This window comes from Shewanella sp. 10N.286.48.B5 (assembly GCF_002874355.2).
Taxonomy (GTDB): Bacteria; Pseudomonadota; Gammaproteobacteria; order Enterobacterales; family Shewanellaceae; genus Shewanella.
Map to the genome: position 1 here is coordinate 3,267,360 of NZ_MCVG02000001.1, position 16,821 is coordinate 3,284,180.

General features: G+C 41.9%; 8 protein-coding genes and 1 pseudogene. 2 read left to right on the top strand and 7 right to left on the bottom strand.

Annotated elements, in window-relative coordinates; translation table 11 throughout:
* Positions 1–93 precede the first annotated feature (93 nt).
* The 5 genes from BCU57_RS13975 to BCU57_RS13995 all read right to left on the bottom strand — a co-directional run bounded on the left by BCU57_RS13975 (position 94) and on the right by BCU57_RS13995 (position 7,347).
* Positions 94–2,928 (bottom strand): hypothetical protein, encoded by a 2,835-nt coding sequence (locus tag BCU57_RS13975; RefSeq protein WP_102436569.1) that lies wholly within the window; start codon positions 2,926–2,928, stop codon positions 94–96.
* A gap of 455 nt (positions 2,929–3,383) precedes the next feature.
* Positions 3,384–3,653 (bottom strand): hypothetical protein, encoded by a 270-nt coding sequence (locus BCU57_RS13980; protein WP_102436567.1) that lies wholly within the window; start codon positions 3,651–3,653, stop codon positions 3,384–3,386.
* A gap of 138 nt (positions 3,654–3,791) precedes the next feature.
* The gene (locus tag BCU57_RS13985; RefSeq protein ID WP_241903462.1) at positions 3,792–5,018 is read right to left on the bottom strand and encodes a TonB family protein; all 1,227 of its coding nucleotides are present in this window, start codon (positions 5,016–5,018) and stop codon (positions 3,792–3,794) included.
* The gene (locus BCU57_RS13990; protein ID WP_102436565.1) at positions 5,015–5,389 is read right to left on the bottom strand and encodes a BlaI/MecI/CopY family transcriptional regulator; all 375 of its coding nucleotides are present in this window, start codon (positions 5,387–5,389) and stop codon (positions 5,015–5,017) included. The genes BCU57_RS13985 and BCU57_RS13990 overlap by 4 nt, the downstream gene beginning before the upstream one ends.
* A 401-nt stretch (positions 5,390–5,790) precedes the next feature.
* Positions 5,791–7,347 (bottom strand): ammonia-forming cytochrome c nitrite reductase subunit c552, encoded by a 1,557-nt coding sequence (locus BCU57_RS13995; RefSeq protein ID WP_241903461.1) that lies wholly within the window; start codon positions 7,345–7,347, stop codon positions 5,791–5,793.
* Positions 7,348–8,218: 871 nt separating this feature from the next.
* Here BCU57_RS13995 and BCU57_RS14000 point away from each other — a divergent pair.
* Positions 8,219–8,380: pseudogene (locus tag BCU57_RS14000) on the top strand (ISAs1 family transposase); the annotation flags it as partial.
* A 334-nt stretch (positions 8,381–8,714) separates the two neighbouring features.
* Complete coding sequence (locus tag BCU57_RS14005; protein WP_102437645.1) at positions 8,715–12,656, top strand: rhombosortase-dependent M36 family metallopeptidase; 3,942 nt, start codon at positions 8,715–8,717, stop codon at positions 12,654–12,656.
* Between the two features lie 112 nt (positions 12,657–12,768).
* On the opposite strand, the gene BCU57_RS14010 is transcribed toward BCU57_RS14005, so the two are convergent.
* Complete coding sequence (locus tag BCU57_RS14010; protein ID WP_102437643.1) at positions 12,769–13,401, bottom strand: hypothetical protein; 633 nt, start codon at positions 13,399–13,401, stop codon at positions 12,769–12,771.
* A gap of 252 nt (positions 13,402–13,653) precedes the next feature.
* Positions 13,654–16,821 (bottom strand): efflux RND transporter permease subunit, encoded by a 3,168-nt coding sequence (locus BCU57_RS14015; RefSeq protein ID WP_102437641.1) that lies wholly within the window; start codon positions 16,819–16,821, stop codon positions 13,654–13,656.

Consider the following 16,821-nt stretch of genomic DNA (forward strand, 5'->3'; position numbering starts at 1 on the left):
GTAAATTTAACTAACTATTTTGATTATCTAATCGGACTTTAAGCAGCATCGAGGAGTACTCACTCCCCGATGCCTAAGGTTTACTACTCGCTTTTATTTAATAAAAGCCCAACCTTCACGCCAATCAGTTTGGCCATCGAATGCACCGATATAATCAGTTGATTCGAAGAAGGTGTCAGTCGTACTCATATCAAGACCCGTACCCAATAACACAGTGTCAGTGCCAGCAGGCATGCCATTAGTTAACGTCACTTCTTGAGCAGAGTTACCTGTTTGAGCTAAGAACCAGGCCTGCGTGTCTACCGCATCGGTTGTATCTGTGTTGTCAGAGCTGTATTTGAATGGCTCGTTACAGTCGATAACAGAGTGAGACATCACTAATGTTTCATCGTTAACGTTGGTAACAAGACCTGCGTAAGTACCGTCTAGTTCTAAACACTCACCTGATTCAGTCTCAGAAGTTGCACCTTTGCGACCTTGAATCAATAGGTTGTGAATTGATGCACGAGTAGCAACACGAAGAATGATGCCTTCGCCTTTATCGCCACTGGCATTTTCAATATCAGCACCAGGAAGAATTGTTACGTTAGAGATAGTTGGGTTTGAAATCGGCGTGTCGTCAGTGCCTTTATGACTATCGCCTTCAATACCACGGTTAGCTTGACCATCTTCATGGGTGATATACACGTACTGTGCTTTACCCTGCCAGCCGTTAGTCCAATCTAAGCTGTCATCAAAGTTATCCGTTAGGTAAACATATTTAAGATTGACTGCACCGCCCCAAAACTCAACACCATCATCGCCATTTGCATGGACTTGAATATGGTCAACTTGGGTTCCACTGCCCACTGCCGCAAATGAGATGCCGTTCATTTCTTGGGTATCATTGACTTTAAAGCCGGCGTATTTGACTACCACATAGCTGATTTGACCGCTGTTATCAGCATTGTCATTACCGCCGTATGGGAAGTCGCCCACTTCAAATGACACATCACAGTTGTCTTTATCAGGACACTTGTTGGTTTCGCCATTACCCAGAATAACTAAACCGCCCCACTGACCACGCTCACCTTCTGCGCCAGCTATTACATCTTGCTGAGAGGTCATAACGATTGGATGCTCAGCACTGCCTTGGGCCATGATTTTAGAGCCACGGCTAATGGCGATGTAGCTGTTGTCGGTCGCAAATAATTGCGTACCCGCTTGAATTGCCAGTGTTGCAGAGTCTGCGTTATCACCACCTACAATCACCGCGCCGCCATCTACTTTGTACATCACGTTTTGACCAGCAAGCAGTGTTGTATTGGTGGTGATGTTACCTTCGATTGAACAGACTAAAGTCACGCTGTCATCTTTATAAAGGCCTGCAACCACATCTTCTGAAGTTGTGCCTACAGGGCAAGATGTTAAAACTGGTAATTCAGTTGGTGCAGGCGCTGCATCTTCATGAATGGCCGTGGTCCAGCCTTCCGTCCAGTCAGTGCTGCCATTAAATGCGCCGATATATTGGGCATCATCTAAACGGTCATCCATGTTAGCTAAATCAGCTGCGCCGCCAGTTAAAGCAACAGAAGATGAATTAGGCATATACCCTGATAAATCTGCAGCACCGGCTAAGTTACCTTCTTGGGCCATAAACCAAGCTTCAACGTCGTAAGCTTTGGTGTAACCTTTATCAGCATCAACCTTGGCACTCTTAAACGGCTCAACACAATCGATTAAGCTGTTTTGCATGTTTAAGTTGCCAGCTTCAGCGGTATCAACTGTATTGTCGTCATTGATTTCTAAACATTCGCCAGAATCAACATCGCCTTTAACCAGCATGTTGTATGCGTTAACAGCCGTGCCTTTGCGCAGTAAAATACCTTCAGCGTCATCACCACCACTGTTAGTGCCGTTAGCCACTTCAATGGTGAAGTTAGCTAATGTAGGCATAGACTGTGGTTCAGCATCAGCGCTGCTGTTGCTGTCACCTTCGATACCACGGTTTGAACCGTTATCCTCTTGACGGATATAAACGTGCTGGGCACTACCTTGCCAACCGTTAGTCCAATCTAGAGAGTCATCAAAGTTTTCAGTTAACACCACATGTGAAAGCGAAACGTTACCGCCCCAAAACTCAACACCGTCATCGTTATTTTTATGAATTTGGATATGATCAACAGTTGTACCTGCGCCAACTGCCGCGAAACTAATACCGTTCATTTCTTGGGTGTCGTTGATTTTAAAGCCACCAAACTCAACCCGAACATACTGAATAACACCTGAGTTATCTTCAGTGTTATCACCACCGTAGTTGTGGTTACCCACTTCAAATGCAGCATCACAACTGGTTAAATCAGGGCATGAGTTAACAGGTGCGTTACCTAAAACTACTAAGCCGCCCCATTGACCCGCTTCGCCAGTTTGGCCTAGCGCCGCTTCAAGGGAAGTAAATACGATTGGCGCGTCAGCTGTGCCTTCGGCCATAATTTTTGAATCACGGCTAATGACTAAATAAGACTCGCTACCACCAATAATTTTAGTGCCAGCCATAATTGATAATTCAACCGAGTCAGCTTTATCGCCGCCAGCGATAACTGCACCATCAAGCATCCACACCACATCGTTTCCTAAAATGATGTTCGCGCCATCTTGACCACCTACCTTTACTGTTGAAGCTGCAGTAGAAGGTGCCAGTGTGCCTGTTAACACCCACACTTCTTTACCATCGATAGCCGCTATCGTAGTGCTTTTTTCTGCAAAGCCGCCGTAAGCAAGTTGTTGGTCCGTTTCAGTCGGTGTGGTTGGATCCGTTGGATTTGTAGGGTTAGTCGGCTCTTGTGAACCCGTATCAATATTGATATCGCCACCACAGCCCGCAAGTAATAAGGTTGCAGAAAGCGCAGCTGATACAGCACTAAGTTTAAACATTTTTTTCAGTTCCATTGTCATCTCCGAAGACGGGTGTAAGCGAGTTAAGTTGTTTCAATGGACGACAAACTAACCCGCAAAAATGACAAAAAGACTGCGTTAAAATGACAGTGAAATTTCACTAATATGATATAAATATTAATAGATAATAAAAACAGAGACTTACCGAGCGGTTTGAGTTACTTTTTATTGTCACATTATTAACAATTATTTTACCTAGGTGTCTTGTGGTGTGTTTTTTGGAGTTGAAAAAGTCTGTTTTTTGAGTTGAATAAGTGACGTTTTATCATTAATAATTGAATTATCAATATAGTCATCATTCAATTAGACAATTGTTACTACCCTAAGCAGATTTGAGGTTGGAATAAAAATTAAACGCAAGATACACAACAAACCGATTTATTAAAATAGCCTAAAAATACTGCTTAATAACAGTATTTTAGAATAAACTGGTTCGCTATTATTTCGATTTAAGCCGCTACCACAGCACGTGTTTTCCACTGCACGCCAATCAGACCTAAAATCACTAATACGCCCACAAAGCCAGTACTTAACGGGTTAAACAATACCCAAGGTACCACGGCTATTGCCAGCACTCGCTCAATCGGTTTAAGCGGTCGTAATAGATAACCTTCTATCGAAATGGCTATCACGACAATAAAGGTCGCGGTTTGCACTATGGCAAACGTAAACGCCATTAAACCGGCATCAGGGTTAAGTAAATCAGTGTAAGCCATCATGATGGGGATAATAAATAAGCCTTATCTTAACCAACAACCTATATATCACATGCTAATTTATGATCAATTCAGGTTTAGGTGATCAAGCTAAACCTCTCAGTTAATACTCAAAAAAACGAGTATTGCTGACACTTATCATTAGTTCACTTTAATGCGCTCTACATCTGCAGCAGGCTCATGGATGACAAAATCAAGCTGCACTTGTGCATTTTTAACGCCATTTTCTGATTCGTTATAAACCCATTGTGATAAGGCATCTTTAGCTGATTGGTCAAATACACCTGTAGGAGATGACTTAATCACTGCAACATTCGACACTTTACCGGATTGACTAATATCAAACTCCAGTTGCACATAGCCATTGAGCCCTGCAGTTGCCGCTTTAGCAGGATAAATAGGGTCTATACGCATTGTAGGGACAACATGTGTCTCCGCTTGCTTAGCTTGTGAACCGGCATGAACTTGCTGGTTTATTATTAATCCACTGATACCTAATGCTAGGGTGATCCCCATGATGACGAGTGTGTTTTTTCCGTGCTGTTTTTTCATCTGTATAATCCTTTCTTTTAAGATGGTTTTATCTCCATAGTGAGTGTGTAACATGCTCAAAGGAACATGTTGCGAGTAGGCCAATAGCGCATGGCTATAGGCAATTTTATTATTTTTATCCATTTCTGATGTTACTTGAGCATCACACGACAACTCTTGGTCATGTCTAAAACGCCTGTAAGCAAACCACATCAACGGATTAAACCAGAACATCAATAGCACGCTACAACCAATGACATTGCACCATAAGTCTTTACGCTGATGATGGAACGCTTCATGAGCGATGATTGCTTGCTGTTGATTAATATCTAATGATTTGAAATTTAACGGCACCAGAATACAAGGTGACAATAACCCCACCAGCATTGGAGACTGAACGGATTCATGAGCCAATATATCAACCCCCTTATTGGTTTCAGCGACTTTAACCGCTGAGGCCACAATGGGATTAAATTGAGTCTGTTGGTACACCATACTCAATAATAACAAGCTCATAATCGCGATGTATAAGTAGTCGAGATACAGTGAGCTAATGAGCATAGAAGATAGCTTGATAGTATCAGTGGCAAGCACTTGATAATGCTGCATGACTGCAGCAGGCTCAGGCAATGACAACCATGAAAGCTTTAGGTGCATAAAGCCCTCAGGAAACCACAGCTGACCTACTGAAATTAGCAATAGTATCGGCACTGAACTCCATAACACATAAGTATAATGGGCACCGATTTTTGCCAAAATAACCCGATGAAACACCATCATCGGTAAACAAAATAGCGTTAATATTACGGTTTGTTCCATAAACCAATTCAGCATCATTTTTGCTCCTGCTGCCAATCATCAAGTAATGACTTTAATTCAGCAACATCTTCAGCTGATAACTTATTGTTCTTTGCAAAACCCGCCACTAAAGGGGTTAACTTGCCAGAGAACATACGTTCAACAAATGATTCGGACTCTTTAGCTGTGTAGTCATGCTCAACAATCAATGGTGAATAATGGTAAACCCGACCTTGCTTCTCAAAACTAATCGCCTGCTTTTTTACTAAGCGGTTAATTAAGGTTTTAACGGTTTTTTCATGCATGTCATGACTTAATGCCAGAGCATCAACCACTTCAGTTGATGTTAAAGGTGCCCGTTGCCAAAGTTGTTTAAGGACTAATAGTTCGCTATTGCTGATGTCTTTCATCGTTTACTTCCAATGCTATTTGTTTTCGATGCTATTTTTTCAATACTGTTTTTTCAATGCAGTGTTGGATAAAAGATGTTTGAAATACTGCTTCTTTCAATAAAGTTTGCTTCAAACATTAGGATTACGGTTGTAATCTCCAATTAAGATTACAATCGTAATCCTAATTAAGCAACACCTTATTTGCAGTTTTTTTGAACAGCTATATTCGTGAATGGAGACTATGGCCAACATGCCAGTAAGTGAAAATGCTGCTTAAGCGACAATAAAGTGATGTAAATCAAAACAAAAATGCCAGTCGATTTACATCGACTGGCATTGGTTTTAATGGCTACCTGTACTGTGATTGAATTTAAATAAACAGTATGGAAAGTCTATTTCATTTCAATCAACTAGCGAGCTTACTTAAGCTCTGCTGGCCATTCTTTTTTAACGCGCTTATCTAAGAATATTTCTTTAGACGCTTGCATTGCTTCTAAGTCAAGACCCACTAAAGGTTGTACCTTCGCTTTAGTGTCGTACTTAGTCGCATCATACTTGTAGCTAGGTGCGTACTTGGCTAGTAATGCATTAGCTTCAGTCAATGCTGCATCTAAAATGCTATTAGATTTTTCAAGCAAACGTACTGCTTCAGTCGGGTTATGCGCATGAATACCGTGAGATGCTGTTGCACTATCCCAGAACCATTGCGCATTTCTGACTTTAGTCAGTAAGCTATTCATTTCACCGGCTAATGGTGTTTTCGCTTTAAGTGCAGCTTCATAGTTGCCTTTTGCTTGTGGAATAGTTTGACCAGCTTCTAGGCCTTTAATGCCATTAGCAGCCCAAATAGCTTGTGCTTTAAAGTGTACTTCAGTTAACCGTGGGTCGGTGCCATTAGCATCGAAACGTAACTTAGTGATCTCAGCTTTACGCTCATCAAGGATCTCTTTAAAGTCACCGGCTTCATGACAAGATTGACAGTCTGCTGGCAATTTATCAGCTTCAAAAGTCACTTTATGGTTAGAGAATTCAGCGCCTTTAGCGTTAGTCGCTTTCGGCATATGACAAGTGGTACAACCAAACTCTAAATGGTCATCCATTGCATGTTCTGTTCTATCTAACATGTTTTCAAATTCTGGATGCTGCGCTTTAATCATTGGCGCACCAGATACTGCGTTGGTCCAATCTTTAAAGCCGCGTTGGTCAAAATACGCAAGTTGTGCTTCAGCAGCAAAACCTACATATAAACCGTCAGTACCTGTGTAATTAACAAACTTTTTGTAATCAGTTTCAACGCCTGGTACCCAGTAATCCATTGGGTATTTCACTTTTTTGCTATCAGTGCCATCAAAATAGTATTCAACATGACACTGAGCACATGTTTGGCTAGCTTGCATGATTGAATCTTGCTTAGCGAAATCTTTACCAATTGTTTTCATCGCACGATCGGCATACGGACGGCTCAATCTAAGCTCTTCTTTACCTAACTCATGACAATCAGCACAGCCGATTGTGTTAGACATTTCATGACCCCAAGTTGACCAAGCATTGTCAGAGAATTTACCTTCACCTACTTCGTCATACATGCGAGCAACATCAGGGGTTTTACATGACCAACAACTAGCAGCCATTGCTTCACCAACCACTTTGCCGTCATGACCAACAACAGGGTGGCCTACACGTAATGTTTCGATAATATCGGTCAAAGCATAGTGATGACCACGAGCACGGTTATAGTCTTTAGCAAAACCATAGCCAGCCCAAGCTGAAACTAGGTTTGGGTTAGCCGCTAAAAGATCGTCAAGTTCACCAGACGCTGGTGTGCTTTGCTCAGTTTCAGCCCAAGTTTTATATTGCTCAGGGAAGGTTTGCTGCCAGTTTTCACTCTTGTATAGATCAACATCTTTAGCAACTGCAGTACCTGTAAAAACTGCAGATACCATCACCGCTAGCGCTAGCTTTTGTAATTTCATCATCACTCCAAATGGAACTTTATTTATATTTATTAGCATTCATCAATTGCTATAACTTTAATACTTACTTATTAAAGTTTAATAAGTAATATCACAGGAAATATAAACTCACATTTATTTAAATCATTAATGTGACAATGTTCTAATCCAATACAATAACCTTGCATCAAAGCAATACTACTTTTGAGGTATTGATAATACTATTATATAAAAAACCTTTGAATGAATCATGAATCTATCTTTTAAAAAGTAGCCGCCAATAAAAAATAAAAAATAAAAAATAATCAATAACTAATACATTGAAACCAAATACGCCATCAAGTGTTAAATAAACATTAATAAAAGCTTAATTCAAACTTAAATAGACAGGATTTTAATTGACAGATCAAAAAATGAGAAAAACAGCAATTCATACACTCATTAAAAATAGAACGTCATATATCAAACCAATAAAATAGCAGATAACTAATAATCAATTGCTAGCAGAACTAATAAACTCAATAATTAATTAGTATTAAGTTTATAAGGTGGAGGTAATATTAATTTTAAAATTAATACTTAATGGCAATCGCGCCTTGCTTCAGCAATTTTATGATGAGTTTCATTAGCCGCGGTGAGATTGGTATCACAAACAAAATACTTGCGACTTAACTGGGTTAGCCAGTCAGTTTAGTCATCACACCAGCTAATATTGCCAATGTTAATTCACCTTCAAGTGACTCCTTTATCCATGGGGAGTTCGCGAACGTTTTATGAACAATAAAATCTGATTTGACCTAAAGGTTGAGCTGTGATCATATGCTCTCTTTTTCTAGAGTAGCAATCATGAGTACCGACGCATTTTCTCAACATTTTAGCAAGCTGAAAGATCCCGGCGGAGAATTTGGCCTGCATGAGGCATATAACGTTAAGCATGTTGCGTGCGGAAACAACAAAGAAGGCGAGTATTCGTCGGAAACAAAAGATAGCAGCTATGAATATCGACTATTTTGAGAAGGTATTTATGGCTGGTTGCAAAGCTTTGAGCAAAAAATAAACACTCATGCTCTCACCCTGCTCCTTTATCGCTCCATTAGTTCCAGTAATAGAAACTTTACACTAACCCGACCCTACCATTTTTTAACATAAATTTTAGTAAAAATTTATGTTAGATGATTTATTACCCCCGTGAGCATTAAAGTTTTTTTTGCAACTAAAACAACACTATGCGTGCGTAACAAATCTAAATCAAGTCACCAATCCCACAAAAAACATATAGCCGATAATCCGCAAAAAAAACAATTATTTAACACATCCCTATCTTATGTTACAAAGTGTACACCCTCAGTTTATAGAGGGGCCGTAAAAATTTTAAGGATTAAGGATGAGACATGAACTTTAATAAAACAGCAATAGCCACCGTTATTGGTGCAACTCTTTCAAGTATGTCATTTAGTGCTTTAAGCACTGAATTGAACGAGGCACCAAACTATAAATCATTTGATAAAGCTCAACTTGTTAAAAAGTATAATAAAATTGAAAATGCCGCGACCGTCAGCGGTATGAAAAATCAATTTGATGCTCAGCTAGGTAAAACCACATTCCAATGGGCTGGTAAAAATCAGTCTACGCCAAACTTAGGCGCCCTAAAAACAGCCAACAAAACGGCTTATGCCGCCGATTTTTATTTGGCTCAATTAACGGGTATGTCATCAGCTAAAAGAGGACTGGCTCAAGCGGTTCTAGCAAATACTCATGATATGGGTCGCGGCCCGATTATTGCTAAATATAAGCAAGAAATTGCCGGTGTTGAAGTATTTAACAGTGAATTCAATGTCATGATGGACAGAGAACTAAACCTTGTTGCTTCTTCTGGTTACTTTAGTTCTTCAGCCAATACTAAGTCAGCAGCTTCTATTTTAAAGAATACTGACTCTGCATTTGGTGATGCTGCCAATTCAATAAACGCTGCATTTAAGGCAATGGGTGGCAACAGTAACGCAATAACCCTAGCCTCAAAGTCTTCGAATGGAAAATATGAAACATTTGCCGTGACTAACACAGCTAATGATAAAGTGTTGGTGGGTGAACCTCGCGCAAAGAAAGTATTCTTTGAATATAAAAACAACTTAGTTGCTGCCCACTACGTCGAAATTGAAACAGGCTCTGTGGATAGCCGTGAGTCTGAGTATTTCAGCTACGTCATTTCAGCTAAAACCGGTGAAGTCCTATTTACGAAAAACTTAACCAGTCATGCCGCTGATTTTGATTACCGTATCTACGCTGATGCTGACGGCAAGCCTTGGGATAGCCCACACGGCAATGTGATGCCAGCTCCAGAAGGCAGCGATGTTGACGCTTATCTAACCGCACCTTACTTAGATGCACCATTAGTAGGTTTAAGCCACGGGCCAATTAGCACAATGGACCCTTGGTTAGCAGATGATGCAACAACTACCTCAGGTAACAATGTGAATGCCTATGTTGATGCTGTAGCACCTCAAGGCTTCACCAATGGTGATTACCAAGCAGAAACCACCAGCGCTAACACATTTGATTATGTATACAATGTCAATGAACCTGAGTACTCAATAAACAACCGCAAAGCCGCTATTGTTAATTTATTCTACATGAACAACTACTTACACAATGATTATTATGATCATGGTTTTGATGAAGCAGCAGGTAATGCCCAAGCAGTAAACTATGATCGAGGTGGTATTGAAGGCGATCCGCTCAATGTAGAAGTACAAGATAACTCAGGCTTTGATAACGCTAACATGTCGACCCCTGCTGATGGTGCGTCACCACGCATGCAGATGTATTTATGGGAAACCACTCAAGCTGAAAACGGCGTTGATTATGGTTTAACCATCACTTCTCACGCTGCATTGGGTTTATTAGACATTGTCCAATTTTCAAGTTTTGGTGCCGATGTTTATGAGATCTCGGGCGATTTAGTTCGTATTGAAGATGGTGTTGACCCAATTAGAGATGGCTGTGAAGCTTCTGTGAATGGCGCTGATATTGCTGGTAAAATTGCCATTATTGACCGCGGCGCGTGTAACTTCACCGTGAAAGTTAAAAATGCCCAAGACGCTGGCGCAGTGGCGGTGATTATTGCCAACAACATCGATGATGGTACCCCTGCACCAATGGGCGGAGCTGACGATACAGTCACAATTCCAAGCATGGGTATTAACTTCAGTGACGGCGCTGCTATATATGCGCTTTTAGATGCAAATGAAACTGTTTCTATTGAAATGTTCAAGAATGACCTAACCCGTAACTTTAAAGACAGTTCTTGGGATAACGCCATTGTTGCCCATGAGTGGGGGCACTACATCAGTAACCGTTTAGTCGGTAATGGTTCGGGTTTAAGCAGTAATCAAGCACGTTCTATGGGTGAAGGTTTTGGTGACTTCCATGCATTATTATTTGGCTCAGATGCTGCAGATAACTTAGTAGCAGGTAACGAGGATTACGCTGGCGCATATGGCGATACTACTTATGTAGCAAGCTTTGTAAACGGTATCCGTGAGTTCCCATATTCAACTAATATGGACATTAACCCATCGACATTTGCTTATGTTGAAAGAAATCCACAAGTCCATGGTTCGGGCTCTGTCTACGCTGCAATGTTGTGGGATTCATTTATCGGCTTAGTTAACGATGAACGTCATACCTTCGACGAAGCTAAGAGCTTGATGAAAGACTACTTAGTTGCCGGTTATAAAATGATGCCAATGGCGCCAACCTTTACCGAAGGTCGTGATGCACTCCTTGCTGCAGCCTATGCTAACGATATTGAAGATTATAAAGTGATCTTAGCCGCTTTCGCTAGACGCGGAATGGGTGTCGGCGCGAAGTCACCAAGCCGTTTCTCCACCGACCACGCAGGTGTTGTTGAGTCATATGAAACTGAGTTAGCCACTTACGCAGTAAGTGAACACATGCTCAATGCCAACTACGAAGGCTTGATGTCAGGATATTGTTCAAGCGATAACATTCTTGATAAGGGTGAAACTGGCACCATTAGCTTCACTATTCAGAATAATGGTACTGAAGCATTAGCAGGCCTGACAGGGACTGTTATGGTTGAAAGTGATCATACTGTCACCTTCGCCAATGAAGGAGTTATTAGCTTTGATGATATTGCGCTATTTGGCTCAGCAACCAGTTCACCATTAGAATTTACCCTAGATAACGCAGGAACAGGCGAAGAGCTAGTACTGAAATTTGTACCTGATGTTGCCGAGGGAGCTGAAGCTGATGAATATATGCTATCAACAACGGTTAACGTCGACTTCGAAACTCGCGAGTTAACGGGTACAGAGCAATACGAAGATCTTAACACCCTTTCTAGGTTGAATGACTTTAGCGAGAATGTGATGGCTGGCGGTGATATGGCTGGTGGCACTTTCGGTTTAGATCAATGGGATGAGTTCGATGGGCTCATCTCAGCAACAGGCAATAGCTTTACTTCAGATGTCGCCTATGAAACTCGCCCAATGACTGTGGGTTTCGCAGGGGATTACACCGTTAGTTTCTGGCATTTATATAATTTAGAAGAAGGTTTCGATGGCGCAGTAGTTGAAGTCAGTATCAATGGTGGTGACTGGGTAGATGTTATCGAGGCTGGCGCCACATTTGAAGGCGACGGTTATACGGATACTGGCCTTGAATATACAGAAGCAGCTATTGCTGACCGTGACATGTACTCAGGTATAAACTGGGGTTTTGAAACCATTAACTTTGGTGAATCACTCAACGGTAACCAAGTACAGTTTAGATTCCGCGTAGCCACTGACTCAGCCGTTGTCCCTGACCCATTCTCAGGATTTGCTGCAGGTTGGTATATTGATGATATAACCTTTAGCAATATCCAAACGAGCATTTTCTCAGATGTAGTCGCAGGTGACACTTACGCGTGTGAAAACCGTTTACCAAGCGTCTCGGTCATGGCAAATGCCGCAGAAGTTAATGAAGGTGAAGAAGTGACCTTCACTGCGACAGCAATTGATGCTAATGCTGCAGATACTTTAACCTATGTGTGGGAACAAACCGCTGGTACTGCAGTAACATTCACCACTACAGATACGGCTGAATTAAGCTTTACAGCACCATTAATTGACTCTGGTTCTGAAACACTTGAGTTTACATTGACTGTAAATGATGGTGTAGCTGATGTAGTAACACCTATATCTGTGACGGTTAGTGACATTCCAGTTGTAACAGAGACCCCAAAAGCTAAATCACCTTTTGGTGGTGGCTCTATGGGTTGGTTAGGATTGATATTATTACCATTTGCAGCGCTTCGTCGCCGTAAATAAGGATTAATAAATGCTAAAAGCCACAACAACTTGTTGTGGCTTTTTTATTTGTTCGCTGATTTAAAATCTTATTTACTGTCGTATTTTAAAACTCGTATTTAAAAATTAGCATTTAAAACTCCGGAACATGAGCTTTGCCACTATAGTCGACCTCTAACTCAACCACGCTAAATCGCACATCTTTGGCTAACTGTTTATACCAAGCATACAAATCTTCATCAGCAGAATGGGGAGCAAGTCGATAGGTTTCTTTAGCTATGTTATCTATAGAAAAGTCGCTTTCAAGCCACTGCGGAGTGACAGTTGAGATAATAACAAAAGAGCCTTTCACAACGCCGTAGTCATTCATTTGCATATTAAACAGTGACTGACCGGTTTTGATAACCACATTATCCGTAATAAATTTTTCATTATTGATTGCCACAGAATACTGAGATGGCTCACCTGCTGCAGAAGTTTGAGCTGTAGATAAAGCGTTGATCTTTTTCTGTTTTTCAGTTTCAATGTTGGCAGTCAGGGGTTCTGTCAGGCTTACTGTATCGACAGCATTTAACGTCGCGGGGTTTGCCTCACTTTCCTTACTGGTACTCTTGTTACTAGCCTTGTTCATGTCTGAATTAATGTCCGAGTTAGCGGCTGAGTTAATGGCAGAATTAGCGGCTGAGTTAATTTCCACTTCTTGAGGCTTATCAGCACTGCAGCCACAAAGTGCGACCAATGACGCTAGCATAATTACTTTTTTCATTACTTCCCTTAACGAAATAGATTATTCCCTTCCACTTTACCCTGCCTTAGTCAAAGTAACAAATACGCAAACTTATATTTGTTCAACCCAAATATATGAATTAAAACGAGACAGTTTTGTCGATTCAGTGAGCTTATAAACGCCTTATTGATGATGATTAATCACCAATAGAGAAGCCGGAGCACTGCAACTACACTGGTAGTTACAGTACTCACACCCATACAGGAAAATTGTTACCTGACTTAAAGCTGGCTACTTTCTGCGATAGATCCACTGATACATAGTCGGTAATACCAACAGCGTCAGTGCGGTTGAACTAAACAGTCCGCCGATAATCACTATCGCTAAGGGTTGCTGAATTTCACTGCCGACACCTGATGAGATCAAGATGGGAATTAAGCCTAAAGCAGAGGTTAGCGCGGTCATTAATACCGGACGTAATCTACCAACAGTGCCCTCATAGACGCTATCAAATAGACTTTCATCACCGTCAGTAGCTTCAACAGTTAACCGGCGTTGGTTAATCGAATCCACCAGCACCACCCCGTTTAGCACCGCAACGCCGAATAAGGTGATAAACCCGATAGAGCTAGGCACAGACAGATAAGTGCCCGTGACATAAAGCGCTACTACACCACCAATCAAGGCTAACGGCACATTAGCCATAATCAAGGCGACTTGTTTGATCGAGCCAAAGGAGAAAAACAATAACAAGGCAATTAGGCCAATTGATATTGGCACCACTAACATCAATTTTTGTTGCGCGCGTTGTTGGTTTTCATATTGACCGCCAACGACAACGGTATAGCCTGCAGGCAATTCAGCTTGCGGCACAATGGCATAGATATCATTAACCACTGAACCCATATCACGACCCGAAACGTTTGCTTGTACCACAACACGTCTTTGCACATCATCACGGCGAATATTCGGTGGCGCCATTTCAACGCCCACTTCAGCCACTTCCCCTAATCTCACTTGGGTGCCATTTACGCCCATCATGATCAAATTACCTAATACATCAGGTGAGCTACGGTACTCTTTCGCTAAACGTACGTTAATATCGTAGCGTGCATTACCATCAATCACTTGGCCAGCACTCACACCACCAATACCTTGGCTAACAAGGTTCATCACTTGATCGACACTTAACCCATATCGAGCCAGTTGATCGCGAAGTGGCCTAATAACCAATTGCGCTTCACCACTGACTTGCTCAAGTGATACATCTACAGCGCCAGGAATAGCACTGACAAGCTCAGTAAGTTGTTGACCTTTTTCAGATAGCACATCTAAATCTGGACCAAAAATCTTAATGGCTAATTGCGCTTTAACCCCTGACAATAATTCATCAACGCGGGTGGCAATAGGCTGTGAGAAAGTAAACAATAATCCAGGGAAGATACTCAGCTTTTCTTCCATCAAATGTTGTAGCTCAAAGCGATCGCTGGCGCTTTGCCATTCACTGACGGGCTTTAAGCCAATGTATATTTCAATGTTACTCACTGGTTCAGGATCGCCGCCTAGCTCAGGTGCGCCAATACGACTTAGCGCATATTCCACCTCAGGAAAGTCCATTAGCATGGCTTCAATTTTAGGAGCAATGTCGAGCGATGTCCCTAGACTTGCCGTTGGCGCAAGCGTGACACGTAAGTTGATGGTGCCTTCTTCAAGTTCAGGGACAAACTCTGTGCCTAAACGTGGCACTAACATCATGCTGGCAATAAACAACACCACGGCGGTGCCCATCACTGTCACTGGACGATTCATGATTGATGCGAGTAATTTACGGTAACCTGCTTCAATCGGCGCTAAAACCACGCTTTTTTTGATGGTAACGCCACGATTAAATAGATATACCGCCATCGCGGGTACGGCTATTAATGCCACTAACAAGGCTGAAATCATCGCCAGAATGATACTTACCGCCATTGGCTGGAATAATTTACCTTCTACCCCCTCAAGTGCAAATAACGGAGCAAATACCACAATGATAATCGCAGTAGCAAAGAAGATTGGGCTACATACTTCTTTAGCTGCTTTCATCACTTTGGCAACGGTAGATGTTAAGTCAGTCGTTTTGGAATCAGTATTTGATCCATCCGCTAAGGTGCCTTCCTTTCTGGTTAAATGCTTGAAAATATTCTCAACCATCACCACTGAGCCATCAACTAACATCCCGATGGCAACAGCTAAACCGCCCAAAGACATCAAGTTAGCAGACATGCCGTAATACGACATGATAAGTAGTGCCATACCAATAGAGATCGGGATAGACAGTAATACCAGTAAGGTCGCTCTGATGTTGACTAGAAATAACGCTAAGATGATGACAATAAAGAAAAATGCCATTAATAAAGCATTCACCACGGTCGTCACTGCTTGTTTAACCAGATCAGATTGATCGTAAAACACCTCAAACGATACGCCTTCCGGTAGCGATTGTTCAATTAAGGCCACTCTGTCACTGATATCATCAATGGTCGCTTTAGTATTTGCGCCCATGCGCTTAAGTACGACACCCGCGACCACTTCACCCAAGACTTCGACTTTATCATCTTGCTTTCTAGTCATAGTCACGGCGCCAACACGAATTTCACTGCCATAAGCCACTGTCGCAATATCTGCTACCCGTACAGGCGTGCCGCTGACTTCGGTTAATGAAATTTGGCCAATGGCTTTAAGCCCTGCATCACCAGCAGGCAATAAACCGTAGCCACGAACAACTAGCTGTTCCTGACCTTGATCCATAAACCAGCCGCCCGCATTACGGTTATTGCTTTCTAATGCATCGGTGACTTGCTGCATTGTCAGGCCATAACTGAGCAATTTATTGGGATCAATTTGTACTTGATATTGACGAACATCACCGCCAAAAGATAACACTTCAGTGACACCACTCACTGGCATCATGATCAATTTGACTAAGTAATCATTAAGACTACGAAGCTCTGCAGCGTCGACACCTGACTCTGGTGTTGCACGCAAAATATATTGATATATCTGCCCTAGCCCTGACGTATTAGGGCCAATTTCTGGCACCCCGACGCCGTCTGGGATCATTTCACGGGCAGCTTGCAGTTGTTCAAACACTTGCTGACGAGCAAAGTAAATATCGGTGCCTTCAGCAAATACCACTGTCACTATCGACAAACCGGTGCGAGATAATGACCTCACTTCAGTCACTGCAGGCAAGGCATACATTGCCGATTCAACCGGGTAACTGATCAGTTTTTCAACTTCTTCTGCCGCCAAACCTTCAGCCGCGGTATTGACAGTGACTTGTACATTGGTGACATCCGGAAAAGCATCGAGATTGAGTTTGGGTAACATAAACGCACTGGCTACAGCGATACATAGCAAGGCTAAGCCGACAAGCAATCGGTTACGGATGGCAGACTCTATCAATTTAGCTAACAT